This window comes from Paracoccus caeni, from assembly GCF_016629665.1.
Lineage (GTDB): Bacteria > Pseudomonadota > Alphaproteobacteria > Rhodobacterales > Rhodobacteraceae > Paracoccus > Paracoccus caeni.
Genome location: NZ_JAEPRQ010000001.1, coordinates 605,676 through 630,133, shown reverse-complemented (window position 1 = coordinate 630,133; position 24,458 = coordinate 605,676). Strand labels below are relative to the sequence as shown.

Annotated in this window: 28 protein-coding genes; 9 read left to right on the top strand and 19 right to left on the bottom strand. The window is 61.9% G+C overall.

The window, feature by feature from the left end:
• Positions 1–7 precede the first annotated feature (7 nt).
• The 3 genes from rpsJ to tuf all read right to left on the bottom strand — a co-directional run bounded on the left by rpsJ (position 8) and on the right by tuf (position 2,563).
• Positions 8–316, bottom strand: coding sequence for a 30S ribosomal protein S10 (gene rpsJ / locus JJJ17_RS03005; protein ID WP_042247848.1), 309 nt, complete (start codon positions 314–316; stop codon positions 8–10).
• 205 nt (positions 317–521) lie between these two features.
• Complete coding sequence (locus tag JJJ17_RS03000; protein ID WP_200683668.1) at positions 522–1,220, bottom strand: hypothetical protein; 699 nt, start codon at positions 1,218–1,220, stop codon at positions 522–524.
• 167 nt (positions 1,221–1,387) lie between these two features.
• Complete coding sequence (gene tuf / locus JJJ17_RS02995) at positions 1,388–2,563, bottom strand: elongation factor Tu (RefSeq protein ID WP_200683667.1); 1,176 nt, start codon at positions 2,561–2,563, stop codon at positions 1,388–1,390.
• A 232-nt stretch (positions 2,564–2,795) separates the two neighbouring features.
• On the opposite strand from tuf, the gene JJJ17_RS02990 reads away from it, so the two are divergent.
• The 3 genes from JJJ17_RS02990 (at position 2,796) to JJJ17_RS02980 (ending at position 4,996) form a co-directional block, all read left to right on the top strand.
• Positions 2,796–3,749: a tellurite resistance TerB family protein gene (locus tag JJJ17_RS02990; RefSeq protein WP_200683665.1), complete on the top strand. Its 954-nt coding sequence runs from the start codon at positions 2,796–2,798 to the stop codon at positions 3,747–3,749.
• A gap of 207 nt (positions 3,750–3,956) precedes the next feature.
• Positions 3,957–4,412: a c-type cytochrome gene (locus JJJ17_RS02985; RefSeq protein WP_234463848.1), complete on the top strand. Its 456-nt coding sequence runs from the start codon at positions 3,957–3,959 to the stop codon at positions 4,410–4,412.
• A complete protein-coding gene (locus JJJ17_RS02980) occupies positions 4,412–4,996 on the top strand; it encodes a cytochrome b/b6 domain-containing protein (RefSeq protein ID WP_200683663.1) in 585 nt (194 codons plus the stop codon). Before JJJ17_RS02985 ends, JJJ17_RS02980 begins: the two co-directional genes overlap by 1 nt.
• 88 nt (positions 4,997–5,084) lie before the next feature.
• Here the strand turns inward: JJJ17_RS02980 and JJJ17_RS02975 are convergent, their stop codons facing one another.
• Complete coding sequence (locus tag JJJ17_RS02975) at positions 5,085–5,915, bottom strand: hypothetical protein (protein WP_200683662.1); 831 nt, start codon at positions 5,913–5,915, stop codon at positions 5,085–5,087.
• A gap of 141 nt (positions 5,916–6,056) precedes the next feature.
• Positions 6,057–6,761, bottom strand: coding sequence for an SDR family oxidoreductase (locus tag JJJ17_RS02970; RefSeq protein WP_200683661.1), 705 nt, complete (start codon positions 6,759–6,761; stop codon positions 6,057–6,059).
• Between the two features lie 139 nt (positions 6,762–6,900).
• Here JJJ17_RS02970 and JJJ17_RS02965 point away from each other — a divergent pair, with 139 nt between their 5' ends.
• Positions 6,901–7,443: a histidine phosphatase family protein gene (locus JJJ17_RS02965; RefSeq protein WP_325168756.1), complete on the top strand. Its 543-nt coding sequence runs from the start codon at positions 6,901–6,903 to the stop codon at positions 7,441–7,443.
• Positions 7,440–8,354, top strand: a complete 915-nt coding sequence (gene cbiB / locus JJJ17_RS02960) for an adenosylcobinamide-phosphate synthase CbiB (RefSeq protein WP_200683659.1) — start codon at positions 7,440–7,442, stop codon at positions 8,352–8,354. The genes JJJ17_RS02965 and cbiB overlap by 4 nt, the downstream gene beginning before the upstream one ends.
• A gap of 27 nt (positions 8,355–8,381) precedes the next feature.
• Here the strand turns inward: cbiB and JJJ17_RS02955 are convergent, their stop codons facing one another.
• Entirely contained in the window at positions 8,382–9,749 is a 1,368-nt protein-coding gene (locus JJJ17_RS02955) for a peptidoglycan-binding domain-containing protein (protein WP_234463847.1), read from the bottom strand.
• 117 nt (positions 9,750–9,866) lie between these two features.
• On the opposite strand from JJJ17_RS02955, the gene JJJ17_RS02950 reads away from it, so the two are divergent.
• From JJJ17_RS02950 to glyS, 3 genes are read left to right on the top strand one after another with little or no spacing between them, the layout of a single operon-like run.
• Entirely contained in the window at positions 9,867–10,790 is a 924-nt protein-coding gene (locus JJJ17_RS02950) for a glycine--tRNA ligase subunit alpha (protein ID WP_200683658.1), read from the top strand.
• A complete protein-coding gene (locus JJJ17_RS02945) occupies positions 10,787–11,263 on the top strand; it encodes a DUF6446 family protein (RefSeq protein ID WP_200683657.1) in 477 nt (158 codons plus the stop codon). The genes JJJ17_RS02950 and JJJ17_RS02945 overlap by 4 nt, the downstream gene beginning before the upstream one ends.
• A complete protein-coding gene (glyS, locus tag JJJ17_RS02940; protein ID WP_200683656.1) occupies positions 11,263–13,500 on the top strand; it encodes a glycine--tRNA ligase subunit beta in 2,238 nt (745 codons plus the stop codon). The genes JJJ17_RS02945 and glyS overlap by 1 nt, the downstream gene beginning before the upstream one ends.
• Before the next feature lie 63 nt (positions 13,501–13,563).
• Here glyS and JJJ17_RS02935 read toward each other — a convergent pair whose 3' ends face one another.
• From JJJ17_RS02935 to JJJ17_RS02875, 13 genes are all read right to left on the bottom strand, one after another.
• The gene (locus JJJ17_RS02935; protein WP_200683654.1) at positions 13,564–14,343 is read right to left on the bottom strand and encodes a succinate dehydrogenase iron-sulfur subunit; all 780 of its coding nucleotides are present in this window, start codon (positions 14,341–14,343) and stop codon (positions 13,564–13,566) included.
• Between the two features lie 12 nt (positions 14,344–14,355).
• The gene (locus JJJ17_RS02930; protein WP_200683652.1) at positions 14,356–15,210 is read right to left on the bottom strand and encodes a hypothetical protein; all 855 of its coding nucleotides are present in this window, start codon (positions 15,208–15,210) and stop codon (positions 14,356–14,358) included.
• A gap of 3 nt (positions 15,211–15,213) precedes the next feature.
• Positions 15,214–15,531, bottom strand: coding sequence for a hypothetical protein (locus tag JJJ17_RS02925; RefSeq protein ID WP_325168755.1), 318 nt, complete (start codon positions 15,529–15,531; stop codon positions 15,214–15,216).
• Between the two features lie 3 nt (positions 15,532–15,534).
• Positions 15,535–15,909: a hypothetical protein gene (locus JJJ17_RS02920; protein ID WP_200683650.1), complete on the bottom strand. Its 375-nt coding sequence runs from the start codon at positions 15,907–15,909 to the stop codon at positions 15,535–15,537.
• Positions 15,909–17,738, bottom strand: coding sequence for a succinate dehydrogenase flavoprotein subunit (sdhA, locus tag JJJ17_RS02915; protein WP_200683648.1), 1,830 nt, complete (start codon positions 17,736–17,738; stop codon positions 15,909–15,911). Before sdhA ends, JJJ17_RS02920 begins: the two co-directional genes overlap by 1 nt.
• Before the next feature lie 7 nt (positions 17,739–17,745).
• Positions 17,746–18,132 carry a succinate dehydrogenase, hydrophobic membrane anchor protein gene (locus tag JJJ17_RS02910; protein ID WP_200683646.1) on the bottom strand — a complete coding sequence of 129 codons (387 nt, stop codon included), beginning with the start codon at positions 18,130–18,132 and terminating at the stop codon, positions 17,746–17,748.
• 15 nt (positions 18,133–18,147) lie between these two features.
• On the bottom strand, positions 18,148–18,540 hold the full coding sequence (sdhC, locus tag JJJ17_RS02905; protein ID WP_200683645.1) for a succinate dehydrogenase, cytochrome b556 subunit: 393 nt from the start codon (positions 18,538–18,540) through the stop codon (positions 18,148–18,150).
• Positions 18,541–18,919: 379 nt separating this feature from the next.
• Positions 18,920–19,783 (bottom strand): endonuclease/exonuclease/phosphatase family protein, encoded by an 864-nt coding sequence (locus JJJ17_RS02900; protein WP_200683644.1) that lies wholly within the window; start codon positions 19,781–19,783, stop codon positions 18,920–18,922.
• The gene (locus JJJ17_RS02895) at positions 19,783–20,817 is read right to left on the bottom strand and encodes a MaoC family dehydratase (RefSeq protein WP_200683643.1); all 1,035 of its coding nucleotides are present in this window, start codon (positions 20,815–20,817) and stop codon (positions 19,783–19,785) included. Before JJJ17_RS02895 ends, JJJ17_RS02900 begins: the two co-directional genes overlap by 1 nt.
• Positions 20,814–21,020: a DUF1737 domain-containing protein gene (locus JJJ17_RS02890; RefSeq protein WP_200683642.1), complete on the bottom strand. Its 207-nt coding sequence runs from the start codon at positions 21,018–21,020 to the stop codon at positions 20,814–20,816. The genes JJJ17_RS02895 and JJJ17_RS02890 overlap by 4 nt, the downstream gene beginning before the upstream one ends.
• 1 nt (position 21,021) lies before the next feature.
• Entirely contained in the window at positions 21,022–21,570 is a 549-nt protein-coding gene (locus JJJ17_RS02885) for an NnrU family protein (RefSeq protein ID WP_200683641.1), read from the bottom strand.
• Between the two features lie 52 nt (positions 21,571–21,622).
• Complete coding sequence (locus JJJ17_RS02880; RefSeq protein ID WP_200683640.1) at positions 21,623–22,474, bottom strand: HpcH/HpaI aldolase/citrate lyase family protein; 852 nt, start codon at positions 22,472–22,474, stop codon at positions 21,623–21,625.
• Positions 22,475–22,555: 81 nt separating this feature from the next.
• Positions 22,556–23,305 (bottom strand): sulfite exporter TauE/SafE family protein, encoded by a 750-nt coding sequence (locus JJJ17_RS02875; RefSeq protein ID WP_200683638.1) that lies wholly within the window; start codon positions 23,303–23,305, stop codon positions 22,556–22,558.
• Positions 23,306–23,461: 156 nt separating this feature from the next.
• Here JJJ17_RS02875 and mdh point away from each other — a divergent pair, with 156 nt between their 5' ends.
• Positions 23,462–24,424 (top strand): malate dehydrogenase, encoded by a 963-nt coding sequence (mdh, locus tag JJJ17_RS02870; RefSeq protein WP_200683636.1) that lies wholly within the window; start codon positions 23,462–23,464, stop codon positions 24,422–24,424.
• Positions 24,425–24,458 lie beyond the last annotated feature (34 nt).

The following is a 24,458-nucleotide window of genomic DNA, read 5'->3' as shown; positions in this document are numbered from 1 at the left end:
GCCCTCCTTAGACTTTGATCTCGACATCCACGCCGGCGGCGAGGTCGAGCTTCATCAGGGCGTCAACGGTCTGCGGGGTCGGATCGACGATATCCAGCAGACGCTTGTGGGTACGGATTTCCCACTGGTCACGCGATTTCTTGTCGATATGCGGGCCGCGAAGAACGGTGAATTTCTCGATCTTGTTCGGCAGCGGAATCGGGCCGCGAACAGTCGCTCCGGTGCGCTTGGCGGTGTTGACGATTTCCTGAGTGCTGGCGTCCAGCACACGGTAATCGAAAGCCTTCAGCCGGATGCGGATATTTTGACTTTGCATAGTCATCCCTCTGGCGGGGAGTTCCAGTTGAGAGGCTGACAACGCACCACGCGGCGCCAGCATCGAACCGTATAAAAAAGAGCAGGCCGCCCTATTCTTAGGCGACCTTTTGAGATAGCCGATTCGCGCGTCGAAAACGAGCGTTCAGCAAGGATGGTGGCGCTATAGCGTTAGAAGTCAGATAAGGTCAAGTGCAGATCGCCCGCTAATCGGCAGGCAGATCCTCTAATACGATAGCTCTTAGCCTATCCATATTCGCCCAATCCGTTTGTGTTGGCTCCTCAACTCTTCTGCGGAATGAGTTTCTTAGGGCAAACGCATCTCGAGCGGCAGCCGCCGCTTCTCTAGAGATGTTCCTATCGTCTTCTAGTAGATCGATCAAAGTGTTGTAACTACGGCGATCCTGACGCGCATATTTTGCTCTCGTCCTGCCATCAATAGTATCTTGCCGAGAAATAGCTTCGATGGCAGCCTGAATTTCCGCCCAGGCGTCACGAAGGTCATCTCGCGTCCGGACCTCAACATCGTTTGACTCTCGGATAGATGCCTCGTTGTCACTCGGTACCTCCGCCTCACGATCTAGTAGTTCATCGGCCTGCGTATTTGCGATGTTGACCACCTGGTCAGAGATGGAAGAAACTATTTCTTTTTCTTCCTCCCGTGCAACAGACCAATCGGAGATAGCGCGCATCACCTCACTTGCCGTTTTTTTCACTGCCGCTTCTGTCTCGTTTAGATGAACATTAACAGCATCTTGAGAGGCGCGAATCGCTTGCTCTAAGCCTTTTATCTTATTGGTGAAGAATTTAGCCCCAAGCCATATCGCCCCCAAGGCACATATGCCGGTCACGAAAGAACTTAACAAAGTTGCCTGAGGTTGGCTCAAGCTCTCCCAAAACGACATCTTTAAGGCTCCAAGTCAAATGTCCACTCTACAGAGGTTCTTTCTTATTTATGGCGCTACACTATGCAAAGGGTTTTCTTGTACATTCTAATCGAAAAAGGCCGCCCCGATGGAGCGGCCTTTTCTGGTTGATAGCAAGGTGCGTGCCAAGCACGCACCCTACGGGATCACTTGATGATCTTCGACACCACGCCGGCGCCGACGGTGCGGCCGCCTTCGCGGATTGCGAAGCGCAGTTTCTCTTCCATCGCAATCGGCGCGATCAGCTCGACTTCGAACTTCAGGTTGTCGCCCGGCATCACCATTTCCGTGCCTTCCGGCAGTTTCACGGTCCCGGTCACGTCCGTCGTGCGGAAGTAGAACTGCGGACGGTAGTTCGCGAAGAACGGCGTGTGACGGCCACCTTCCTCTTTGGTGAGGATATAGGCTTCTGCTTCGAACTGGGTGTGCGGCGTCACCGATTTCGGCTTGGCCAGAACCTGACCACGCTCGACGCCGTCACGGTCGATGCCGCGCAGCAGAACGCCGACGTTGTCGCCAGCCTCTCCGCGGTCCAGCAGCTTGCGGAACATTTCCACGCCGGTGCAGGTGGTTTTCTTGGTGTCGCGGATGCCCACGATCTCCAGTTCGTCACCCACGTTGACGGCGCCACGCTCGATCCGGCCGGTCACAACCGTGCCGCGGCCCGAGATCGAGAACACGTCTTCGATCGGCAGCAGGAACGGCTGGTCCACGGCGCGCTCGGGCGTCGGGATGTATTCGTCGACAGCAGCGATCAGCGCGCGGATCGAATCCTCGCCGATGGCGGCGTCGCGGCCTTCCAGAGCGGCCAGAGCCGAGCCTTTGATGATCGGAATGTCATCGCCCGGATAGTCGTAGGACGACAGCAGCTCGCGCACTTCCATCTCGACCAGTTCCAGCAGCTCTTCGTCATCCACCTGATCGACCTTGTTCAGGTAAACGACCATGAAGGGAATGCCGACCTGACGGCCCAGCAGGATGTGCTCGCGCGTTTGCGGCATCGGGCCGTCGGCAGCGTTCACCACCAGAATGGCGCCGTCCATCTGTGCCGCGCCGGTGATCATGTTCTTCACATAGTCAGCGTGGCCGGGGCAGTCGACGTGAGCGTAGTGACGCGCATCCGACTCGTATTCCACATGCGCGGTCGAGATGGTGATGCCGCGGGCTTTCTCTTCCGGCGCGCCGTCGATCTGGTCATATGCCTTGAATTCACCAAAGTATTTGGTGATCGCCGCCGTCAGCGTCGTCTTGCCGTGGTCAACGTGACCAATCGTCCCGATGTTGACGTGCGGTTTCGTCCGTTCAAATTTTGCCTTTGCCATCTCGGCCTCCTGATCGCGGGGCATGGCCAACGGCCCCGATTAACATGGGCCGCGATGTATAAGCCGTAATCGGAAAAATCAAGGGCAGCTGGGGCAGTGTGACAGGCGCTTGCCAAGGTCGCCGCAGACAGGCTCTGATACGGCGGTGGGAACCCTGATGCACCACCGTTCGTTTCCCGCCATAGCCTGGGGTCGGCACGCGTTTCACAGAAGGCCCCCAAGGAGGATTCTGATGAGTTTGATGAAGACTTTTGCCCGCGTTGCTGCCGGTGTGATGCTGGCCAAGGGTATTGGCACGGTAATGAAACAGCGTCAGCAAGGCGGTCAGGGTAGTCGCTCTGGTCAGGTCGGCCAGCAGCAGGGCGAGCGACGCGGCGGTCTGCTGGATGGTCTGCTGTCGAACAACACCTCCGGCACCGGCGGCGGCAGTCTCAGCGACATGCTGGGCGGCGTGTTGGGCGGCGGCAGCCGTGGTGCCGGAAGCGGTCGCCGCTATGGTGGCGAACACTCGACCGGGGCCAGCGGCGGGCTGGGCGGCATTTTGGATAATCTGACCAATCGCGCGCGAGGCAGCGGCGGCGGTTCGGGTGGTCTGGGCGATCTTCTGGGTCAGCTTTCTGGCGGTCGGAAAAGCACGGGCGGCAGCACCTCTGGCAGCGGCGGTCTTGGCGATCTGCTGGGCGGCCTTCTGGGTGGCGCGGCAGGCGGTGCAGCGGCGGGCGGCCTTGCGCGCAAGGATTCGCAGGCCACGAATGACGCCAGCTTTGGCGAGCTTTTCAACGACGCCGTCACCAATAATGGCGAGCCCGAAGTCGCGCCTACGCCAGAGCAGAATGCCGTGGCAGGGCTGATGCTGCGGGCGATGATTCAGGCAGCAAAGTCGGACGGTAAGATCGACGACGAAGAAAAACAGCGCCTCATGGGTCATCTGGGCGATGATATCGACGAAGAAGAGCGTCAGTTCATTCGCGAGCAGATGGCGGCGCCGGTCGATGCGGCAGGACTGGCGCGCGAAGTGCCGAAAGGACTGGAATCGCAGGTTTATCTGGTCTCGCTTCTGGCAATCGATCTGGATAGCGAGGCCGAGGCCCGCTACTTGAACGATCTGGCTCAGGCAATGGGGATCGACCGTGAGACGGTGAACGGAATCCATGGGGAGGCCGGGGTGACTCCGCTTTACAGCTGATCCCTTAGGACATCGTGAAGGCATTCGACCCGGCGCAGTTTCCCCCGCGCCGGGTCTTTTGGTTTCACGCAGAGCGAACGGGTGGCGGTTGATCGCAAGCGCGTGATCGCCGGACTGGGTGATTGATCCACACAAATTGCTCTGCCACAGTCAACCTACGCCTGTTCAGATAATTCAAACACATAGCCCGCCCCATAGGAGCCAGCCATGAACGTTCTGAAGACCGCTATCCTTTCCGCCAGCCTTGCCATACCGCTGCCGCTTTTCGCGCAGGACGCCGATGACGCGATCGAGGCGCGGCATGGCTATATGAAAATGCTGTCGATCGAGATGGGAAAACTGTCCGGCATGGCCAAGGGCGAAATCGAATATGACGAAGCCGCGGCGCAGGCGGCGGCGAACAATCTTGCGGCTTTATCGAATTATGACCTGCCGTCGCTGTTCGTCGAAGGATCATCGTCGGATGACAACGGCGATTCAGATGCCCTGCCCGCGATCTGGCAGAATACCGAGGATTTCGGCGCCAAATTCGCCGGATTCAGGGAAGCCGCCGCTGCTGCGCCCGCCGCCGTGACCGGCGGACAGGGGAATATCGGCGCGGCGCTGCAAACGCTGGGCGGCGCCTGCAAGGACTGTCACGACGACTATCGCAAGCCTGACTGATGAGCAACGAACCCGCCAAACGGGTCCGGGTCTGGGACCCCGCGCTTCGCATCTGCCATTGGCTTCTGGCGGTGCTGGTCATCGTCAACTGGTGCCTAGGCAAGTTCGGCCCGAACGTCATGACGCTGCATTTCTGGTTGGGTTATGCGATCCTGTCGCTCCTAGTCTTTCGGGTGATCTGGGGCTTCATCGGTCCGGCTCCGGCGCGGTTCTCGACCTTTATTCCGGGGCCGCGCGCGCTGATGCGCTATCTCAAAGGCATCCTGCGGCGAGAACCAAGCAACTGGCCCGGCCACAATCCGGCCGGTGCGATTTCGGTCATCGCGATTTTGCTGGTGCTGGGCTGGCAGGTCGTGTCGGGGCTGATGGCGGACCCGGATGATTTCATCAATGTCGGACCACTGGCCAGCGCCGTTGGCAGCGGAACCGCGCGGCAGGCGGTCGGATGGCATCATCTGGGCGCGAACCTGATCCTGATCTTTGTCCTGCTGCATCTTGCCGCGATCCTGTTCTACCGCTTGTGGAAGCACGAGGATCTGGTGCGTCCGATGATCACCGGCTGGAAATGGGTGCGTCGGCGCTGATTTTCGGCTGTTCCATTGTTGGAGGCGACAGCGGTTCGGTATTTGAGCAACAAAGAAGCCGACGCCGTCTGCCGGTTGCGCGAAAGCCTCAATCCTCGGCAATGAGCACGCATTGGCGTAAGGGATCATCTTCCGGCCATGGGCTTCTACCGCCCCTGTCCGCTTTTGGGTAGGCGCCGGTATCGTCCCAGTCTGGTGATGACGCGATGAGGTAGAGGCCGTCTCCGGTCCCGGTGGCTTGCGGGTCATCCGGCAAAAGGTGGCCGCCGCGCCGGTCGCGATCCGGCGGCGCTTCCGACAGGAAACATGCGCCCTTGAAGCTCATAATGTTCAGCGGCAGAGTATCGACATCACTGCCAATCTGGCTATCGTCATGGCCGTAGAAATTACCATATTCATAGACCTGATAGGCGCGTGAAAACTGGTAGCTTCCGAAAGGGTAGACCCCCGCATAGGCGTAGAGGCCGTAGGTCGCGATACAGGCCTGCGACAGGCTCCAGCCGCGCGTCTGCACATCCCAGAAGAAGCGGCACGGCGCACCCTGCAATGGCACCTGAAGGATGTAGGATTCGTCGGTCAAGCCGTCGATCTGTTGCCGGAATCGGGTTGCGCCAAGCGTCAGCAGGCAGCCATCGGCGTCTCCGCAGATTTGCACGAACCGTTCCATGTCGATCGGAACCGATACCGGCCCCGCATTGGCCGAGCCATTCACGCGCACGACCATCTTCGCGCCCGCAATCTCGGTTTCCGTCAGCGTGCCGTTGTCATAGACATATCGGCGTAGTTTCTGGACATCGGCCTGCGCCGTTCTTGCAATCTCTCCCGCCGCTTCCGCCTGCCGACCGGCGCGGGTTGCGATATAGATCGAGGCTGTCGCCGCAATCACCGCACAGATGATCGAAGCGACCGCGGCGATCATCGCTGCTCTGGTCGATACTTCCATGGCCGTCTCGAAGCTGAAATGCGAATCGGCAGTCTTGGAGTCGAGAATGACCGCAGATTACCACGCCACGACGCGCATCGTCCGGTGATTCTTCGTGGAGACGAGGCGAAGGCGAACCTAGATCGAGCGGGTCAGCCCACCATCGACGCGGATGTTCTGGCCGGTGATGTAACCCGCATCCGGCGACAACAGGAATGCGACCGTGCCCGCGATTTCCTCGGCTCTGCCATAGCGGTTCATCGGCACGGTCTCGCGCCGTTCTTCCGTCCCCGGAAGGCTGTCGATCCAGCCGGGCAGGACATTGTTGACGCGAATGCTCTGCGCCGCATAGGCATCGGCCACGATCTTGGCAAAACTGGCAAGCCCGGCCCGAAAGACCGCCGATGTCGGGAAGGTCTTGTCAGGCTCGAACGCCCAGGCGCTTGAGATATTGACGATCGCACCTCCGCCTTGCGCCTGCATGATCGGTGAGACCAGACGCATCGGACGAACGGCGCTGAGAAAATAAACGTCCATGCCGCGATGCCAGTCCTCATCGCTGAGTTCGAGAATCGGTGCGCGCGGTCCATGCCCCGCTGAATTCACCAGCGCATCGATACGCCCCCATTTCTGCATGGCAAGATCGACTAGTTTCCTGATGTCATCGACATTCTGGTTCGATCCGGTGACGCCCACGCCGCCCAGCTCTTCCGCCAGCGCCTCGCCCTTGCCGGAGGATGACAGGATCGCCACGCGATAGCCGTCCTGTGCCAGCCGTCGCGCCGTCGCGGCCCCCATGCCGGAGCCGCCAGCAGTGATCAATGCAACGCGCGTCTGTGACATGACGCCCCTCCTCTGACGGACATGATTGCACAAAAGTATCGGATATTTGCGTGACCCGCCACGGTGCGCCGAGCCTGCTTGCGATTTCCGGCTGCGGGCGGCAGTTTCAGCGGCAATGTTTCGCAGGTGGAGGCATCAAGTGACCCGAATACTCCTTCTGCGCCACGCCCCACCGCTGACCGGCGGCAGGCTGGCGGGCCGGACCGAAGTTGATGCCGATCTGACGGATCACGCCTCCCTTGCATGGATGCGCGACCGCATTGGCGGGATCGAGCAGGTCATTTCCAGCCCGGCGCGGCGTTGTCTGCAAACCGCAACGGCACTTGGCTTGTCACCGGATGTGACACGCGAAGCCCTGTGGGAGCAGCATTATGGCGCGTGGGAGGGGTTGGCCTACGCGGATCTGCCGGATCTCGGACGGCTGGACAGCGCAGCGCTTGCCCGCCACCGCCCGGACGGCGGCGAAAGTTTCGAGGATCTCGCCGCCCGCGTCCACCCCGAGATCGAGCGTTTGCAAAGCGATACCCTGATCGTCTGCCATGCAGGTGTGATCCGCGCCGCCCTGTCGCTGGTCGTAGGCCACGCCGCCCTGTCCTTCAGCGTGGCGCCGCTGTCGCTGACCATTCTGCACCGGCAGGGCGACGATTGGTCGGTCGAGGCGGTGAACGTGACCGCCCCATGATGGCCTTGACGGCGCTGATCGCGCTGCTGGTCGACGCGGCGATTGGCTGGCCGGACCGGCTTTATCAGCGGATCGGGCATCCGGTCACGTGGTTGGGGCACCTGATCACGCTGTTGGAGACGCGCCTGAACAACGGCCCGAACCGCTTTGCGAAGGGGGTGGCGACAAGCCTGATCGTGATCGCGGCGGCGCTGATCCCGGCTTTGGCGTTGCAGGCATTGCTGGGGCCGGTGCTGGCCGGAATGCTGGCCTGGCCGCTTATCGCCTTTCGGTCATTGCACGACCATGTCCGAGCAGTGGCGCAGCCACTGCTGGTGGGTGATCTGGCCGCGGCAAGGCGAGCGACCGCGATGATCGTCGGGCGCGATGTGCGGCAAGCCGATGAAGCCGCCTTGTCGCGCGCTTCAATCGAGAGCCTGGCCGAGAACAGTTCGGACGGGGTGATCGCGCCGCTGTTTTGGGCCGCAATCGCGGGACTGCCGGGTATCGCCGCCTATAAGGCGATCAACACGCTGGATTCGATGATCGGCCACCGGAACGCACGCTACGAGTCCTTCGGCAAGTTCGCCGCGCGGCTGGATGACGTGGCGAACTGGCTTCCGGCGCGGCTGACCGGGCTGCTGATCGCCTGTGTCTCGGGGCGGGCACAGGAAGCGTTTCAGGTGATGCGCGCGGATGCGGGCAAGCATCGCTCGCCCAATGCAGGCTGGCCCGAAGCGGCAATGGCCGGGGCGTTGCATATCCGACTGTCCGGTCCACGGCTTTATGGCGACAAGATCGCAGAGGAGCCTTGGGTCAACGGATCGGCACCCGATCCGGGCCCAAAGGACATTGAACGGGGCCTGCATATCTATCGCCGCACGATCATCCTGTCGGCGGTCCTGCTGCTGATCCTGTCGGTCGCAATCTGAAGACGCTCTGCGCCAGACCTTCGCAGGCTACGGCTGCGTGAGGCCCGGAATACCGCTGTCCTGCGCCGGAGAAGGCTGCCCGGCTTCGGCATTGGCCGGTTGCTGATCGCGTTTCAGGCTGTCCGACATCTCGGCGGCCATACGCGCCTGATCTTCGGCATCTGCGGCAGGCCAGATCAGAACGTATCCTTCAGCGAAGCCATCACGGACCCAGCCTTCGGCCCGGCCGATATGAGCATCGTTCCGGCCTTGCAGCACGACATGCCCGTTCTGGATCGAGCGTTCCGGCTTCGGCACCCAGCCAAGCGCGGTAACAAGCCCCGAAAGATCAAGCAATTCCTGCTGGCCGCCCTGCTGGCTGAACAGGATCATCGCCACACCGGAACCGTCCTTGGGGCCATAGATCGACAAAGCCCGCTCGGTTCGGTCGAATTCAAGAAGATGCATCGGCGCGGTGACCGACAGGCTTGTCGGTTGGTCATGCAGCGTGGTCAGGCCAAAATCTTCCCGCCATTTCGCCCGGCTGGCGATCAGATCGGCAATCGCGGTGCCGGGATCGGTGGACGCGCGGCCCGTGGCAATCTGCGCGGCAATCCCCGCCTGCGTGCGTGGGCCGTCCTTCCCGTCGATGTCTCCGGGATAAAGTCCGGCCCACCGCAGGGCGCTTTGCACCTCTTCTAAAGGCGGCATCGGTAAGGGCGTCGCCGGAGGCGCGGCCAGATCGGGTGCCGCGCCTTCTTCAATCTGCTGGCCCAGCCCTTCAGCGCCAGAGACGAAAGCGTCGCCCGGCAGGACATCCGCGCGTTTCAACACCGGCACCCATGCCGCGGCAGCCTCGTCCGAAACCGGCCCAAGCGTAACGGCGAACAACCCATCCGCATCGCGCCACAGGCCTGCACCCTCAAAGGTCTCGCGCCATGTGGTCAACGCTGCCTTCGCCTCTGTCTCATCGCGCAGCGTCTGCAGGCGGATGAACTGGCCGGGCGGCACTGGTGCGACAACGGGTTCCGCCGCAGCAACGGCATCGTCTGCGACTGCGTCAGGCGCCGCCGTGGCAGCGCCCTCACCCGAGGCCGAGATACGGCGCAGGTTCATGCCATCCTCATATTCGACCACAAAACTGTCTGCCGGCACCTCGCCTGCGCGCTTCAACTGCGACAGGCGGCTGTCGGCCTCGGCACGGTCCAGCGGACCAAGTCCGATGGCGACCCAATCCCGCGTCAGATCGAAGGTCACCACGTCGTCGAAACGCTGACCCCAACTCTCGGCAGCCTCGGTCGCGGAGCCGATACCGCGCTTCGCCTCGATCCGGATCAAGGCGTCCTGCGCCATCCCCACCATCGGCATCACAGCCGCCAGACCCGTCGTCACAACCACAATCGCCAAACGCCGCATTCCGGTCTCCTTTTCGGGCCTTTCGGTCCCTTGCCCCCCGGGCCTTTATTGACCCTGTCCGATGCCGGGCCTAGAAGGCGCCAAGCATTGAACGATCTATGCAAAAGGACGGCCCGGATGACCAGCCCCAACCGACCCCGCAGCTTTCAGGAAATCATCCTGCGACTGCAGAATTATTGGGCTGCACAGGGTTGTGCCGTTTTGCAGCCCTATGACATGGAGGTCGGCGCGGGCACCTTTCACCCGGCGACGACCCTTCGTGCGCTTGGCGGCAAATCATGGGCCGCCGCCTATGTCCAGCCGTCCCGCCGTCCGACCGATGGCCGCTATGGCGAGAACCCAAACCGGCTGCAGCATTATTACCAGTATCAGGTGATCATCAAGCCAAGCCCGCCCGACCTGCAAGAGCTTTACCTTGGCAGCCTGAAAGCCATCGGCCTTGACCCGATGATCCACGATGTCCGCTTTGTCGAGGATGATTGGGAAAGCCCGACCCTTGGCGCTTGGGGCCTTGGCTGGGAGGTCTGGTGCGACGGCATGGAAGTTAGCCAGTTCACCTATTTCCAGCAGGTCGGCGGCCATGATTGCCGCCCCGTCTCGGGCGAGTTGACCTATGGGCTGGAACGGCTGGCGATGTATGTGCTGGGCGTCGAGCATGTCATGGATATGCCGTTCAACGACCCGGACAGCCCGATCCCGCTCAGCTATGGCGACATCTTTCGCCAGACCGAACGGGAATATTCGCGCTGGAACTTCGATCAGGCCGATACCGAGATGCTGTTTCAGCATTTCAAGGACGCCGAGGCCGAATGCGCCCGCATCCTTGCCGCGGATGAGACCGACAGCGCCGGCCGCCGCATTCCGATGGCGCATCCGGCCTATGACCAGTGCATCAAGGCCAGCCATATCTTCAACCTGCTCGACGCGCGCGGCGTGATCTCGGTCACCGAACGGCAGGCCTATATCGGGCGCGTGCGGACGCTGGCCAAGGCCTGTGCCGATCTGTTCATGACCACCGAAGCCGCAGGAAACGCGGCGTGAACGGCAAACTTGTCGGCATTGCTGTCATTCTTCCCGCCCTGCTTGTCGGTGGCGGCATCTGGTATGCGCAGGAATATTACTTCTACGACAGCATCGACCCCGCCTCTGACGCCGCATCGATCAGCATCGAGACTGCGACCGGCCCCAAGCCTCTGCTAACCCAGGACTTTCAGGGGATCGACGCCGACAGCTCTCCCCTTCGCTGGCGCATCTGCGCCCGGCTTGAAACGGCCCTGCCTGCCGATGCCACGCCCTATGACGGCGCAACGCCGCTTTACGGCCCGCGCTGGTTCGATTGCTTCAACGCCGATCAGATCGGTGCCGATCTGGAAAGCGGCGCGGCGACCGCTTGGCTGGCGCAATCCGAAATCCGGCCCGACGTGGACCGCATCCTGGCGGTCTATCCCGATGGCAGGGTCTATGGCTGGCACCAATATGATGACAAAACCCCGGAACGCGGAGTGATGGACTGATGCCCGATCTGCTGATCGAACTTTTCAGCGAGGAAATCCCTGCCCGGATGCAGGCCCGCGCCCGCGAGGATCTGAAGAAGCTGATGACCGATGGTCTGGTCGAGGCCGGGCTGACCTATGGCTCTGCCGGGGCGTTCTCGACCCCGCGCCGCCTGACCCTGACGATTGAGGGGCTCAGCGCCAATAGCCCCACCACCCGCGAGGAACGCAAAGGCCCGCGCACCGATGCCCCGGATGCGGCGCTGGAGGGTTTTCTGCGCTCGACCGGGTTGAGCAAGGACCAACTTGAAGCCCGCGACGACAAGAAAGGTCAGGTCTGGTTCGCCACGCTGACCAAACCGGGCCGCGCCGCCGCCGAGATCGTGGCCGAGGTTCTGGACCGCACCATCCGCGACTTCCCTTGGGCAAAATCAATGCGTTGGGGGGCGGGAAATCTGCGTTGGGTCCGCCCGCTGCATTCGATCCTGTGCATCCTGACCGATGAGGCTGGCGCAAATGTGGTGCCGCTGGAGATCGAGGGGATCGCCACCGGCAATACCACCCGCGGCCACCGCTTCATGGCCCCCGACGCCTTCACCGTCTCGGGTTTTGACGATTACGCCGCCAAACTGCGCCGCGCCCGTGTCATGCTGGACCCTGCCGAGCGTGAAGCGGCGATCCGGCAAGAGGCGGAAAGCCTTGCCTTTGCCCGTGGCTGGGAGATCGTCCCCGATGACGGGCTGATGGCCGAGGTCGCCGGGCTGGTCGAATGGCCCGTGCCGCTGATGGGGGTGATCGAGGATCGCTTTCTGGACCTGCCGCCCGAGGTGCTGCAAACCTCGATGAAGGAACATCAGAAATTCTTCTCGGCCCGCAATCCCAAGACCGGCCGGATCGAGGGTTTCGTGACCATCGCCAATATCGACACGCCCGATGACGGCGCGACGATCCTTGCCGGGAACCAGCGCGTGCTGGCCGCCCGCCTGTCCGACGCGGCCTTCTTCTATGAAAACGACCTGCGCGAGGCGAAGGCCGGGATGGACCATTGGGCCGAGGGCCTGAAATCCGTCACCTTCCACAACAAGCTGGGATCGCAAGCCGACCGCATCGCCCGCATCGCCGCCCTTGCGCGTGAAATCGCGCCGCTGGTCGGCGCCGACCCCAATCAGGCAGAAGAGGCGGCACGGATCGCCAAGCTGGATCTACGCAGCGCGATGGTGGGCGAGTTCCCCGAATTGCAGGGCACGATGGGCCGCTATTACGCGCTGGCTGCGGGCAAGCCCGAGGCCGTCGCCGACGCCGCCCGCGACCACTATTCGCCGCTTGGTCCTTCAGACGAGGTGCCGACCGCGCCGGTCTCTGTTGCTGTGGCTTTGGCTGACAAGATCGACACGCTGACCGGGTTCTGGGCGATTGATGAGAAGCCCACGGGGTCGAAGGATCCGTTTGCGCTTAGGCGGGCGGCTTTGGGGGTCATTCGCCTTGTTCTGCAAAGTGAGAAAAGTCTCCCTGTAAGCGATATGACACTCAAGCCGATCATTGATCATGTCGTCAGTAAAAGCGTTCGTGAAAACGAGTTTCTTTCGTACGCCAAAAGCATTCCGGTTCCAGATGATCTGAAGTTGAAGATTGCCAAGTTCAGTCTTGAAGCTGAATCTCTCTCAAAAGCTCTAGATCAACTCGCCAGCGACAGAGATGAAGGCATCCTAAGTGATCGTGCCATCAAAATCTCAATGGACCTGCTCTCTTTCCTCCACGACCGCCTCAAGGTCTATCTCCGCGACCAAGGCATCCGCCACGATATCATCGATGCGGTTCTGGCGCAGCCCGGCAATGACGACCTCGTTCTGGTGGTCAGCCGCGCCACTGCGCTGAACGACATGCTGAAGACCGAGGACGGCAAGAACCTGACCCAAGGGCTGAAGCGCGCCGGGAATATCCTTGGGCAGGCCGAGGAAAAGGATGGCGTCGAATACAGCTTTGGCGCCGATGTGAAATTCGCCGAGACCGATGAGGAACGCGCCCTGTTCGCCGCGCTGGACACCGCCGAACCGGCGATCCGGCAGGCGGTCGCAGCAGAGGATTTCCCCGCCGCCATGTCCGCCATCGCGGCTTTGCGCGGTCCGATCGATGCGTTCTTCGAAGCTGTGCAGGTGAATACCGACAGCCAAGTCCTGCGGCGGAACCGGCTGAACCTGCTGTCGCGCATCCGCGAGGCAGGCCGCCAGATCGCCGATTTCACCCGGATCGAGGGATAAGAAGAAGGGCCGGAGGCGAACCCCCGGCCCTTCTTCTTCATCAAAATATCCTCTGACCTTACCTCAGACGACCCGGTCGACCATCATATGCTTGATCGAGGCAATCGCCTTGGCGGGGTTCAGCCCTTTCGGGCAGGTATTGGTGCAGTTCATGATCGTGTGGCAGCGATACAGCTTGAAGGGATCCTCAAGCTCGTCCAGCCGCTCGCCCGTCGCCTCGTCGCGTGAATCGATGATCCAGCGATAGGCGGCCAGCAGCGCGGCCGGGCCCAGATAGCGGTCGCCGTTCCACCAATAGCTGGGGCAAGAGGTCGAACAGGATGCACACATGATGCATTCATAAAGCCCGTCCAGCTTCTTCCGATCCTCGATCGACTGTTTCCATTCCTTGCCCGGCGTGGGCGTCTTGGTGATCAGATAGGGGTTGATGCTGGCATGCTGGGCGTAGAAATGCGTCAGATCCGGCACCAGATCCTTGACCACCGGCATATGCGGCAGCGGATAGATGGCGATGTCGCCCTTCACCTCATCGATGCCATAGATGCAGGCCAGATGGTTGCCGCCGCCGATATTCATCGCGCAGGAACCGCAAATCCCCTCGCGGCAGGAACGGCGGAAGGTCAGCGTCGGGTCGATCTCGTTCTTGATCTTGATCAGCGCGTCCAGAACCATCGGGCCGCATTTGTCCAGATCGATGAAATAGGTGTCCAGCCGCGGATTTTCACCGGTATCGGGATCCCAACGGTAAATCTTGAACTTGCGCACATTCGTCGCACCCTCGGGCTTGGGCCAGGTCTTTCCGACCCGGATCTTGCTGTTCTTGGGCAAGGTGAACTGGACCATTGGGTGCTCCTTTCAGAGAGTGCCTTCGGACGGCGCGTCGGCCGTAAACAGATGTTGGTTGCGGGCAACAAGGTCCACGACCTTGCCGCGCGCATGAGGGTTCAGCGCCATCCCGTTCAGGCGGCGCAGAAATTCGGTCGAGGACTGGCTCAGCCGGCGGTTCGCCTGACCGTCCAGCGCCTCAAGCGCATCGATGCTGGCATCGTCCAGCCCGGCGTGGCGCAGCAACTGACGGCCCGGATGTCCGTCCTGCGCCTCGTCCTCCAGCTTGAAGCGGGTGACGCGGTCAGAGCCTGCGACTTCGGACAGGCGACGCATCAGATCGCCCCAGCCGGGCATGGCAGCGGTTTCGTTCAGGAACTGATCTTCGGGCCGGGTATAGCCGTCGGTCCGCACCGCCTGCGCCCAGACGCTGGCCTTCCAGCGCGCCATATTCCGGGTATAGACCACGAAGTCGGTGCTGAAGCCCGATGCGGATTTCAGGATGATCTGCAAAATGTTCGGCAGCGCCGGATAAAGCGCGATCTCACCCCCATTGCCCGGCATCGCGCCCGCAAGGTTTTCGTGGCTAAGCAGTACCGGAAGATCATTGCCCGGCAGATCGGCCAGAACCGCCTCGAACGCGATGGCCAGAGCGGTGGCGCTGTCGTTGGATGGCTTCAGGCTGTAATGCACGGCGGCACGGCCAAGAGGCCGCATCGGCGAGCCTTCATCCGGGGTGCGCAGGATCAGACGGTCGGCCAGGGCGGCGGCATTGCGGTGCAGGTGGCGCTGAATCCCGGTGCTGCCGGTCTTCTGAACGCCCAGATGGACGATCAGGCGCCGCTTGTTCCGCCCCCTGCCCTTCGTTGATCCCGCCGTGGCCATGGCTTATCCCCGCCAACCCGGCTGATCCGCCAGAACCCGCGTCGGCATCTGACCCGAGCGGTTGACCACGCAACGGTTGAACACATCGGACGGGTCACGCCCGGCCAGATAGTCGCTGGAAATATCCAGCGTGACGCGGCCGACAGCCCCGGTAGAACCGGAGCCGCCGGCCACGCCCATGATCACCTCGCCCCGCGGACGCTGGGCCAGTTCGGCATTGCGCAGGCATATCCGCTCGGCCTGATCGACCGGGACCGGACCGCAGGCAGCAACCGCCAGCAACAGCGGCATGGTCAGCATGATGCCTGCGAGGCCGCGCACGGATCAGGCCGTCGTCTGCGCCGCAGCGGCGATGCACTGGGTCGTGGCCGGACGCGACACGATGGTCGCCACGCTGTTCGCGGTGCCCGCGACGCCCGACTGTGCGGCTTGCGCAATATCGATCATCTCGGCCGTGGTGGCGTTGTTGATCACGCAATCCGTATAGGGGGCGACATTCGCACCCGGCAGGCGGCTTTGCATTTCGCGGTTGATCACATTCCGCGCCACTTCGCGCGAAGCCGCGTCAAGCACGGTCGGCGTCGTCGGCACAGGAGCCGTCACCGCCGGTTGCCGGCCCATCATGCCGCCATAGGGTGCCGCACAACCCGCCAAGGTCACAGCCGCAACGCCAAGTGCCGCAAAAATCTGGAAACGCATTAGTAAACCCTCTTCTTCGGAGCTATTTTCTTCAGGTCAATTCCGCCATCTTCCTGTTTCGTCAGGGGATCCAGATGGACGGGGCGATAAGCCAGTTTAACCTTGTTTCCCTCGACCCACGCAAGCGAGTGCTTGCGCCAGTTGGCGTCATCCCGCTCGGGCCAGTCCTCATGCGCGTGCGCGCCACGGCTTTCCTTGCGGGCCTCGGCGCCGACGATGGTGGCCAGCGCGTTGGGCATCAGGTTGGTTAGTTCCAGCGTCTCCATCAGATCGCTGTTCCAGATCAGCCCGCGATCGGTGACTTTCAGGTCATCCAGCTTGGACGCAATCGCCTCCATCTTCTCGACGCCTTCGGCCAGGGTCTTGTCGGTGCGGAAGACGGCGGCATCGGCCTGCATGGTCTTTTGCATCTCAAGGCGCAGATCAGCCGTGGACGTGTTGCCATCGGCAAAGCGCAGGCTGTCGAAGCGCGCCAGGATTTTGTCCACGGCTTCCTGATTGGTGCCCGGAACGACGCTTTCGCGGTCGATGACCTGCCCGGCGCGGATCGCGGCGGCACGGCCAAAGACCACGAGGTCGATCAGAGAGTTCGACCCAAGGCGGTTCGCCCCATGGACCGAGGCACAACCGGCCTCGCCCACAGCCATCAGGCCGGGGAAGATCGCGTCCGGGGTTTCCTCGGTCGGGTTCAGCACCTCACCCCAATAGTTCGTGGGAACGCCGCCCATATTATAGTGAACGGTCGGCAGGATCGGGATCGGCTCGCGCGTGACATCGACGCCTGCAAAGATCTTGGCGGATTCCGAAATCCCCGGCAGACGCTCGGCCAGACTTTCCGGCGGCAGGTGCATCAGGTTCAGATACATGTGGTCCTTTTCGGGACCAACACCGCGACCTTCGCGGATTTCGATGGTGATGCAGCGGCTAACCACATCGCGCGAGGCCAGATCCTTATAGGTCGGAGCATAGCGTTCCATGAAACGCTCGCCTTCCGAGTTGGTCAGATAGCCGCCTTCGCCGCGCGCGCCTTCGGTGATCAGGCAGCCCGAGCCATAGATGCCGGTCGGGTGGAACTGCACGAATTCCATATCCTGCAAGGGCAGACCGGCGCGGGCAACCATGCCGCCGCCATCGCCGGTGCAGGTATGGGCGCTGGTGGCGCTGAAATAGGCGCGGCCATAGCCGCCGGTCGCCAGAACCACCATCTTCGCGTTGAACACATGGATGGTGCCGTCATCCAGTTTCCAGCAGACGACGCCGGTGCAGCGGCCATCGGTGATGACCAGATCCAGCGCGAAATATTCGATGAAGAATTCGGCCTTTTCCTTCAGCGACTGGCCATAGAGCGTGTGCAGAATGGCGTGGCCGGTCCGGTCGGCAGCGGCGCAAGTACGCTGCACCGGGGGGCCTTCGCCGAATTCGGTGGTGTGGCCGCCAAAGGGACGCTGATAGATCTTGCCCTCTTCCGTGCGGCTGAACGGAACGCCGTAATGTTCCAGCTCATAGACGGCTTTCGGCGCTTCGCGGGCGAGATATTCCATCGCGTCCGTATCGCCCAGCCAGTCCGAGCCCTTGACCGTGTCATACATATGCCACTGCCAGTTATCCGGTCCCATGTTCGACAGCGATGCGGCGATGCCGCCCTGCGCCGCGACGGTATGCGAACGGGTCGGGAAAACCTTGGTCACACAGGCAGTGCGCAGGCCCTGTTCGGCCATGCCAAGGGTCGCGCGCAGACCGGCGCCACCGGCGCCGACGACGACGACATCGTAATCATGCGTATGGATTTCGTAATCCGAGACATGCGGTTCTTGGTGTTGTTCAGCCATCTTGTCCTCAGATCACAAGGGTGACGAAAGCCATCTTGACCAGCGCATAAACCGCGGTCGCGATGACGGCCCAGCCAAAGATCACCGAGAAGATGATCGCAACCTTGCGCGCCGTATGTTGGAAGTAATCGTCGATCATGACGCGGGTGCCCTTCATGAAGTGGATCATGCCCACGATGATGAACAGCGCCGTGACAAGTGCCGGATAGGGTCGCCCGAAATAGGCGATCACGCCTTCTTGCGGCAGACCGATCGCAGAGCCGACGACCAAGAGGAAGGCCGGGGTCAGCAAGACCAGCGCGCAGGCGCTGACGGTCAGCGCCCAGTGCTGGAAAGTGCCGGTATGGGCCGAGCCCAGACCTTCGGCGGTTTTAAGCGGGGTGATGTAACGCATGTGCCTGCCCTCGCCCTATGCCACGAAAAAGATGATGAGCGTCAGCAGCGTCAGCACCACCGACCCGATGATGAGCGCCCAGCTTGATTTGATCGCCTGATCGATCTCAAGCCCGATGCCCGCGTCGTAGAACAGGTGCCGGATGCCAGCCAGCGTGTGATACCACAGCGCCCATGCCGAGCCGGTCAGCACGATGAAGCCGATCCATGACCGCACCACCCAATCCGCCACCGCAAAGGCGCCGGGGCTGGAGACGGCGGCGACAAGCCACCAGACCAGCAGCAAAATACCCGCGACCAGAGCATGCCCGGTAATGCGCGTCAGGATCGAGGTAATCGCAGCGATCGGCATGCGATAAACCTGAATATGCGGTGAAAGCGGCCGGTTACCCCGGTTCACATCGGCCATGATGCGGCGCTCCTTTGTCGGTTCTGGCCCGACCCGACGCAGACTGCTTGCTTGCCGCGTGGGCTGGCGATTTGGCGCGTGTTCTGTCGGTATTTGTGGCACCTGTCATCCGAAGATGCCAGACCCCCGACCGAAAAAGCGTGGATTTCAGGTTTTGTGATCACGCAAAAGCAAAGTGTGATCACGATCTTCGGCAGGGCCGCGATCACAATTGCCGCCTCACGATGCTGCAATGCAGCGCGGTTAGCGCAATCACCCGTGTTTATAGGGAAATCTTCCCCGAAAGGGCGAATCCGAAGATGGTGAGTCGCGCATTTCAGACGACCGAAACACTCGGATTTCAGCGATGATTTTCGCGCGTGAGGATAAATGACCGCACTCATTCCGGCACGATCCGGGCCAGGATGCCCCGATGATCGGATAGCAGCGGATCGCGCATGACCGCCTTCGACCGCCAGCCTTTGGGCGCAAGGATGTGGTCGATAGCCATCGGATAGACACGCTTCAAAATGAAGGTTGGCCGCAAAGGACCGACGCGAACGGTTCCTGTCGCCGCCGTGATCGACGACACGCTATCGCTCCAAGATACCATGTTCAGATCGCCCCCCAGAATGACCGGCTGCGGGACCATCTGCAGATCGAGCAGCAGCCTTTGGACCTGAGCCGCCTGTCCGAAAGGCCACGGCCAATGCAGATGCAACACGGCTGCGCTGATCGGGCCAGAGGGCGTCTCGACAGCGGCCCATGCGAAACCGCTGCCTTCCCGGCAATAGGGTTCGGGACCGAAGGGCCAGCGCGACAGGATTGCAACCGCGCCCACATTATGCGCCGGGCAGATCAGTTGATAGGGATGGCTGTCGCGAAGCGCCTGCGGCACCGACAGGTTTCGTTCGCTCACTTCTTGCAGCAGGACGATATCGGCCCCGCTCTGCCGCAGATCGTCAATAATCGCCGCAGGATCGCGCAAGGTGAAAAGCAGGTTTTTCTGATAGACCAGCACACCGCCGTCAGGCTCTGTCACCGGGCGCATCATCCACAGGATAGGCAACAAAGCCACCAGCCCGGCTGCCAGCGCAGCAAGCCTCAACCACCCTTTCAGCAGCAACCCGGAAAGGATCAGTATCGCCGCCCAGACCGGGCGGAACACGGCCATCGAATCCCCCGCCGGATGCAGCGCGCCGCCGTAGCTTGCCAGCAGCGTCAACAGGCCAAGGCCCGCAAAGATCAGCGTCAGACCACGCATCAGACGGGCATCAGCGCCCAATAGTCCAGATCCAGCAGCACCTCGGGCAGATACCGCCCGTCCTCACCTCTCAGAGCAAAATCGGCACTGTCGCCCTTGGTCGCCACCAGCCGCAGCCGGATCGCACCGACGCCCGGCGCATCGGTTTCGGCCTTGTCCAGCACCTCGGACCATGCGCGGACGGTATCGCCCGCGAAACAGGGATTGGTATGGGCGCCCGCGTTCAGCGCCACCATCATCTGCGCATTGGCAAGCCCGTTGAAGGACAGCGCGCGCGCAAGGCTGATGACATGGCCGCCATAGATCAGCCGCTTGCCATCTGCACGGTTGGTTGCGTCGAAATGCACCTTGGCGGTGTTCTGCCACAGGCGCGTGGCCAGCATATGCTCGGCCTCCTCGACGGTGACGCCATCGATATGGTCGATTTTCTCGCCGATCTTGTAGTCGCCAAGACGGTGGCTTTCGCCCGCAAGCTCATCGTCATATTCGACAAAATTCAGCCCTTCCGGCACCACCAGATCGGCGGGATCGACAACGGTTTCCAGCTTCGGCACCACCGTTTCCGGGGCGGGCGCGTCGCGGTCGCGCTTGCGAACCATCACCCACCGGACATATTCCAGCACCACCTGCCCCATCTGGTTCAGCCCGCGCGTCCTGACCCAGACGACGCCGCTTTCACCGTTTGAGTTCTGTTTCAGCCCGATCACCTCGGATTCCGCGCGCAGCGTATCGCCCGGCCAGACCGGCGCCAGCCAGCGCCCCTCGGCATAGCCAAGATTGGCGACGGCGTTCAGGCTGATATCGGGGACGGTCTTGCCAAAGACCACATGGAAGGCAATCAGATCGTCCAGAGGGCTGCTGTCCAACCCGGAATCCGCCGCGAATTCGTCTGATGAATACAGCGCGAACCGCTGTGGATAGAGCGCGTGATAAAGCGCCCTTTCCCCTTCGGCCACCGTGCGCGGCACGGCATGACGGATCACCTGTCCGACATGGTAATCCTCGAAGAAGCGACCCGGGTTGGTCTTGGTCATTGCTGGCCCAGTTTCATCTCGGGGTGATATTCCGCCTCGATCTCCTTGGTGATGGCCTGCGCCATGCGCATGACGCCCTTCAACGGATCGAACGCCATCGAGGGGCTACCATGCAGCGACCAGCCCTTCGACAGGGCCTCGCTGACGCGGTGACAGAATTGCGAGGTGTCATCCTCGGAAATGCAGCGATAGATCAGGGTCAATTCATCCTCCGAATGGCCAATAGCCCAGCCAGCCGTGGATCAGGCCCACGATCAGCATCACAACGACCGCACCAACGGCGGCCATGAATTCCTTTTTCGCCGGGAACGGCCCGCCAGGCCGCACCCAAGTCGTCGCACGGTTCAGGATCACCATCTCGGCCAGCGCCCAGATCAGCAGACCGCCGAACAGGATGATGGATGGCAGATCGCCATTCACCAAAAGATGCGCCGCAGCCCAGAGCGAGAATGCCGTCAGTTGCGGATGCCGCAGCCAGGCGGTGACGCGTGTCTTCATCCCGTCCGCCGCGAAAAGATAGAAGGCCGCCAACACCAGCAGGTTGTTGATCCCGGTCGTCGCAGCGGACCTGTCCCACCAGACCGGCCCATAGCTCGACCGATACCCGAAGATCATCATGCCGATGGACAAAAGCAGCACACCCGTCACCAGACCGCGCCCGCGATTGCCCATTTCCGCCCGGCGCTCGGGCACCACCCGCTTGAAGAGATGCGCCCCCCACCACAGGGCTACACCGATGATAAGCATCAACATCTGGCTTCCTTTCGCTGGATGTCTTTCCGTAAGTCACCGGCGCACCCTGCCCTTATCCAGCCAGTTCCGCAATCGCTTCGGCCCGCGCCAAGGTCAGGCGAGCGGTATCGACATGAAGGTTCTCGACGATCTTGCCATCTACCACGGCGACGCCTTTTCCTTCGGCCTTGGCGGCATCGAATGCGGCGATCTGACGGCGGGCAAGGTCGATCTCGGCCTCGGTCGGGGCAAAGGCCTTGTTGGCAATGGCAAGCTGCGCCGGATGGATCAGCGTCTTGCCGTCAAATCCCATATCACGCCCCTGTTCGCATTCCGCGCGCAGGCCGTCGTCATCCTTGAAGGCGTTGAACACCCCATCAACGATCACCTTGCCATGCGCCTTTGCCGCCAGCAGGCACAGGCCCAACCCCGCCTGCATCGGCAGACGGTCGGGGCGGAAGCGGCTGTTCAGCTCTTTCGCAAGATCGTTGGTGCCCATGACCATACCCAGAAGCCGGGGATGCGCTGCGATGCCAGCGGCGTTCAGCATGCCCAGCGGCGTCTCAATCATCGCCCACAGCGGCGTGTCGGGGATCAGTGCCGCGACACGGTCCAGATCCGCCGCGCTGTCCACTTTAGGAATCAGGACGGCGTCGGCCCTCCCGGCAAGCGCCTCGGCACAGAACCGGGCGTCGTCCTGCCCCCATTCCGTCGCAAAGCCGTTGATCCGCACAATCCTGACCCGCGCGCCGTAATCACTCGCCAGCGCCACCGCCAAAGCCGCGCGCGCCGCGATCTTTTCATCCGGCGCGACCGCATCCTCGAGATCAAAAATGATCGCGTCGGCGGGCAGGTCCCGCGCCTTCTCCATAGCCCGGGCATTGGCGGCGGGAATGTAAAGGACCGAGCGGTAGGGATGCGACATGGAATTCTCCTCGCAATAATCTTGCGGGAATTTGGCTTCATGCGTCAGATTTGGCAAGCGTAAATTTGCCGCGATGCAGCATCAACCGCCAAGCGCCTGCCAGATCAGGCGCAGCGACACCAACAGCAGGCCCCAGGTAATGAACTGATAGAACAGCTTCTCGGGCATGATCTTCACCAGCCGCAGACCGACCCAGACAGAAGCCAGCGATACCGGCGTTAGCACCGCCGCTGTCGTCAATGCGGCGGGCGACAACTGGCCAAGCGCGGCATAGGGGATCAGTTTGATCCAGTTGCAGATGGCAAAGAACCACGTCGTCGTGCCAGCAAAGATCAGCGCGGGCATCCGAAGCGGCTGGACATAGACCTGCCACGGAGGTGCGCCCGCATGGCTGACAAAGCTGGTATAGCCCGCCAGAAATCCCCAGAAACTGCCGCGCCGGATCGAGGGTTTGCGCGTCACCTTTCCCGGATCGGGACGGATCAGTGCGTTCAGCGAAAAGATCAGCCCGATCAGCCCGACGATCAGCGTGACACCCCAGACCGGCACCAGATGCGCCCCGGCCCAGCCGACACCGATGCCCAGAATCGCGCCCGGCAACGCGGTCTTCAGCACGCCGATGTCGAAGTGATGGCGGAACGCGATCAGCCCACCGACATCCGAGGCAACATAGACCGGCAGCATCAGCCCCGCCGCCTGAACCGGCGACATCACCAGCGACAGGACCGGCACGGCGATCATCGCCACCATCGCCAGACCGCCCTTGGCAAGTCCGACGGCAATCGAGGCAATGATCGCAAGAATCCAGCCTTCGGTGGTCAAATCAAGCATGTCGCCTCCGGTCAAGATTTGCACGACATGCACCCGGCACGGCGGATTGGCAAGTGTTAGGGCAATCAAGATGCGCGCCCGCCGCAGCATCTTGCGGTTTCTTGCGCCAAGGCTTAACCAACCGCCAACCCAAACCAACCATATCGGAGGTTAACCATGGCCCGACCCAAGATCGCACTTATCGGTGCGGGACAGATCGGTGGCACGCTCGCGCATCTGGCCGCGATGAAGGAACTGGGCGACGTGATCCTGTTCGACATCGCCGAAGGGACGCCGCAGGGCAAGGCGCTGGACATTGCACAGTCGGGTCCGTCGGAAGGTTTCGACGCCGCGCTGAAAGGTGCCAATGACTATGCCGATATCGCCGGTGCAGATGTCTGCATCGTGACCGCAGGCGTTCCACGCAAGCCGGGCATGAGCCGTGACGATCTTCTGGGCATCAACCTCAAGGTCATGAAATCGGTTGGCGAAGGCATCGCCAAATACGCCCCCGACGCTTTCGTCATCTGCATCACCAACCCGCTGGACGCGATGGTCTGGGCGCTGCAGAAATTCTCGGGCCTGCCCGCGAACAAGGTCTGCGGCATGGCTGGTGTGCTGGACAGCGCCCGCTTCCGCCACTTCCTGTCGCTGGAATTCGGCGTCTCGATGAAGGACGTGACTGCCTTCGTTCTGGGCGGCCACGGCGACACCATGGTTCCGCTGGTCCGTTACTCGACCGTTGCGGGCATTCCGCTGCCGGACCTGGTCAAGATGGGCTGGACCACGCAGGAAAAACTGGACGCCATCGTCCAGCGCACCCGCGATGGCGGCGCCGAGATCGTCGGCCTGCTGAAAACCGGCTCGGCCTACTACGCTCCGGCAACCAGCGGCATCGAAATGGCCGAGGCCTATCTGAAAGACCAAAAGCGCGTTCTGCCCTGCGCTGCCTATGTTGACGGCGCTTACGGTCAAAGCGGCATCTATGTCGGCGTTCCCACCGTGATCGGCGCGAACGGCATCGAGAAGGTCATCGACATCACGCTGGAAGGCGAAGAGAAGACCAACTTCGACAAATCGGTCGATGCCGTGAAAGGCCTGATCGAGGCGTGCAAGAACATCGACAGCTCGCTGGCCTGATCGGTCGTAGCCCAAAGACGAAAAAAGGCGCGCA

Excerpts from the sequence above, each read along its gene's own strand:
- rpsJ (WP_042247848.1), bottom strand. The coding sequence starts at position 316 with ATGCAAAGTCAAAATATCCGCATCCGGCTGAAGGCTTTCGATTACCGT.
- JJJ17_RS03000 (WP_200683668.1), bottom strand. The coding sequence starts at position 1,220 with ATGTCGTTTTGGGAGAGCTTGAGCCAACCTCAGGCAACTTTGTTAAGT.
- tuf (WP_200683667.1), bottom strand. The coding sequence starts at position 2,563 with ATGGCAAAGGCAAAATTTGAACGGACGAAACCGCACGTCAACATCGGG.
- JJJ17_RS02990 (WP_200683665.1), top strand. The coding sequence starts at position 2,796 with ATGAGTTTGATGAAGACTTTTGCCCGCGTTGCTGCCGGTGTGATGCTG.
- JJJ17_RS02985 (WP_234463848.1), top strand. The coding sequence starts at position 3,957 with ATGAACGTTCTGAAGACCGCTATCCTTTCCGCCAGCCTTGCCATACCG.
- JJJ17_RS02980 (WP_200683663.1), top strand. The coding sequence starts at position 4,412 with ATGAGCAACGAACCCGCCAAACGGGTCCGGGTCTGGGACCCCGCGCTT.
- JJJ17_RS02975 (WP_200683662.1), bottom strand. The coding sequence starts at position 5,915 with ATGATCGCCGCGGTCGCTTCGATCATCTGTGCGGTGATTGCGGCGACA.
- JJJ17_RS02970 (WP_200683661.1), bottom strand. The coding sequence starts at position 6,761 with ATGTCACAGACGCGCGTTGCATTGATCACTGCTGGCGGCTCCGGCATG.
- cbiB (WP_200683659.1), top strand. The coding sequence starts at position 7,440 with ATGATGGCCTTGACGGCGCTGATCGCGCTGCTGGTCGACGCGGCGATT.
- JJJ17_RS02955 (WP_234463847.1), bottom strand. The coding sequence starts at position 9,749 with ATGCGGCGTTTGGCGATTGTGGTTGTGACGACGGGTCTGGCGGCTGTG.
- JJJ17_RS02950 (WP_200683658.1), top strand. The coding sequence starts at position 9,867 with ATGACCAGCCCCAACCGACCCCGCAGCTTTCAGGAAATCATCCTGCGA.
- glyS (WP_200683656.1), top strand. The coding sequence starts at position 11,263 with ATGCCCGATCTGCTGATCGAACTTTTCAGCGAGGAAATCCCTGCCCGG.
- JJJ17_RS02935 (WP_200683654.1), bottom strand. The coding sequence starts at position 14,343 with ATGGTCCAGTTCACCTTGCCCAAGAACAGCAAGATCCGGGTCGGAAAG.
- JJJ17_RS02930 (WP_200683652.1), bottom strand. The coding sequence starts at position 15,210 with ATGGCCACGGCGGGATCAACGAAGGGCAGGGGGCGGAACAAGCGGCGC.
- JJJ17_RS02920 (WP_200683650.1), bottom strand. The coding sequence starts at position 15,909 with ATGCGTTTCCAGATTTTTGCGGCACTTGGCGTTGCGGCTGTGACCTTG.
- sdhA (WP_200683648.1), bottom strand. The coding sequence starts at position 17,738 with ATGGCTGAACAACACCAAGAACCGCATGTCTCGGATTACGAAATCCAT.
- JJJ17_RS02910 (WP_200683646.1), bottom strand. The coding sequence starts at position 18,132 with ATGCGTTACATCACCCCGCTTAAAACCGCCGAAGGTCTGGGCTCGGCC.
- sdhC (WP_200683645.1), bottom strand. The coding sequence starts at position 18,540 with ATGGCCGATGTGAACCGGGGTAACCGGCCGCTTTCACCGCATATTCAG.
- JJJ17_RS02900 (WP_200683644.1), bottom strand. The coding sequence starts at position 19,783 with ATGCGTGGTCTGACGCTGATCTTTGCGGGCCTTGGCCTGTTGACGCTG.
- JJJ17_RS02895 (WP_200683643.1), bottom strand. The coding sequence starts at position 20,817 with ATGACCAAGACCAACCCGGGTCGCTTCTTCGAGGATTACCATGTCGGA.
- JJJ17_RS02885 (WP_200683641.1), bottom strand. The coding sequence starts at position 21,570 with ATGTTGATGCTTATCATCGGTGTAGCCCTGTGGTGGGGGGCGCATCTC.
- JJJ17_RS02880 (WP_200683640.1), bottom strand. The coding sequence starts at position 22,474 with ATGTCGCATCCCTACCGCTCGGTCCTTTACATTCCCGCCGCCAATGCC.
- JJJ17_RS02875 (WP_200683638.1), bottom strand. The coding sequence starts at position 23,305 with ATGCTTGATTTGACCACCGAAGGCTGGATTCTTGCGATCATTGCCTCG.
- mdh (WP_200683636.1), top strand. The coding sequence starts at position 23,462 with ATGGCCCGACCCAAGATCGCACTTATCGGTGCGGGACAGATCGGTGGC.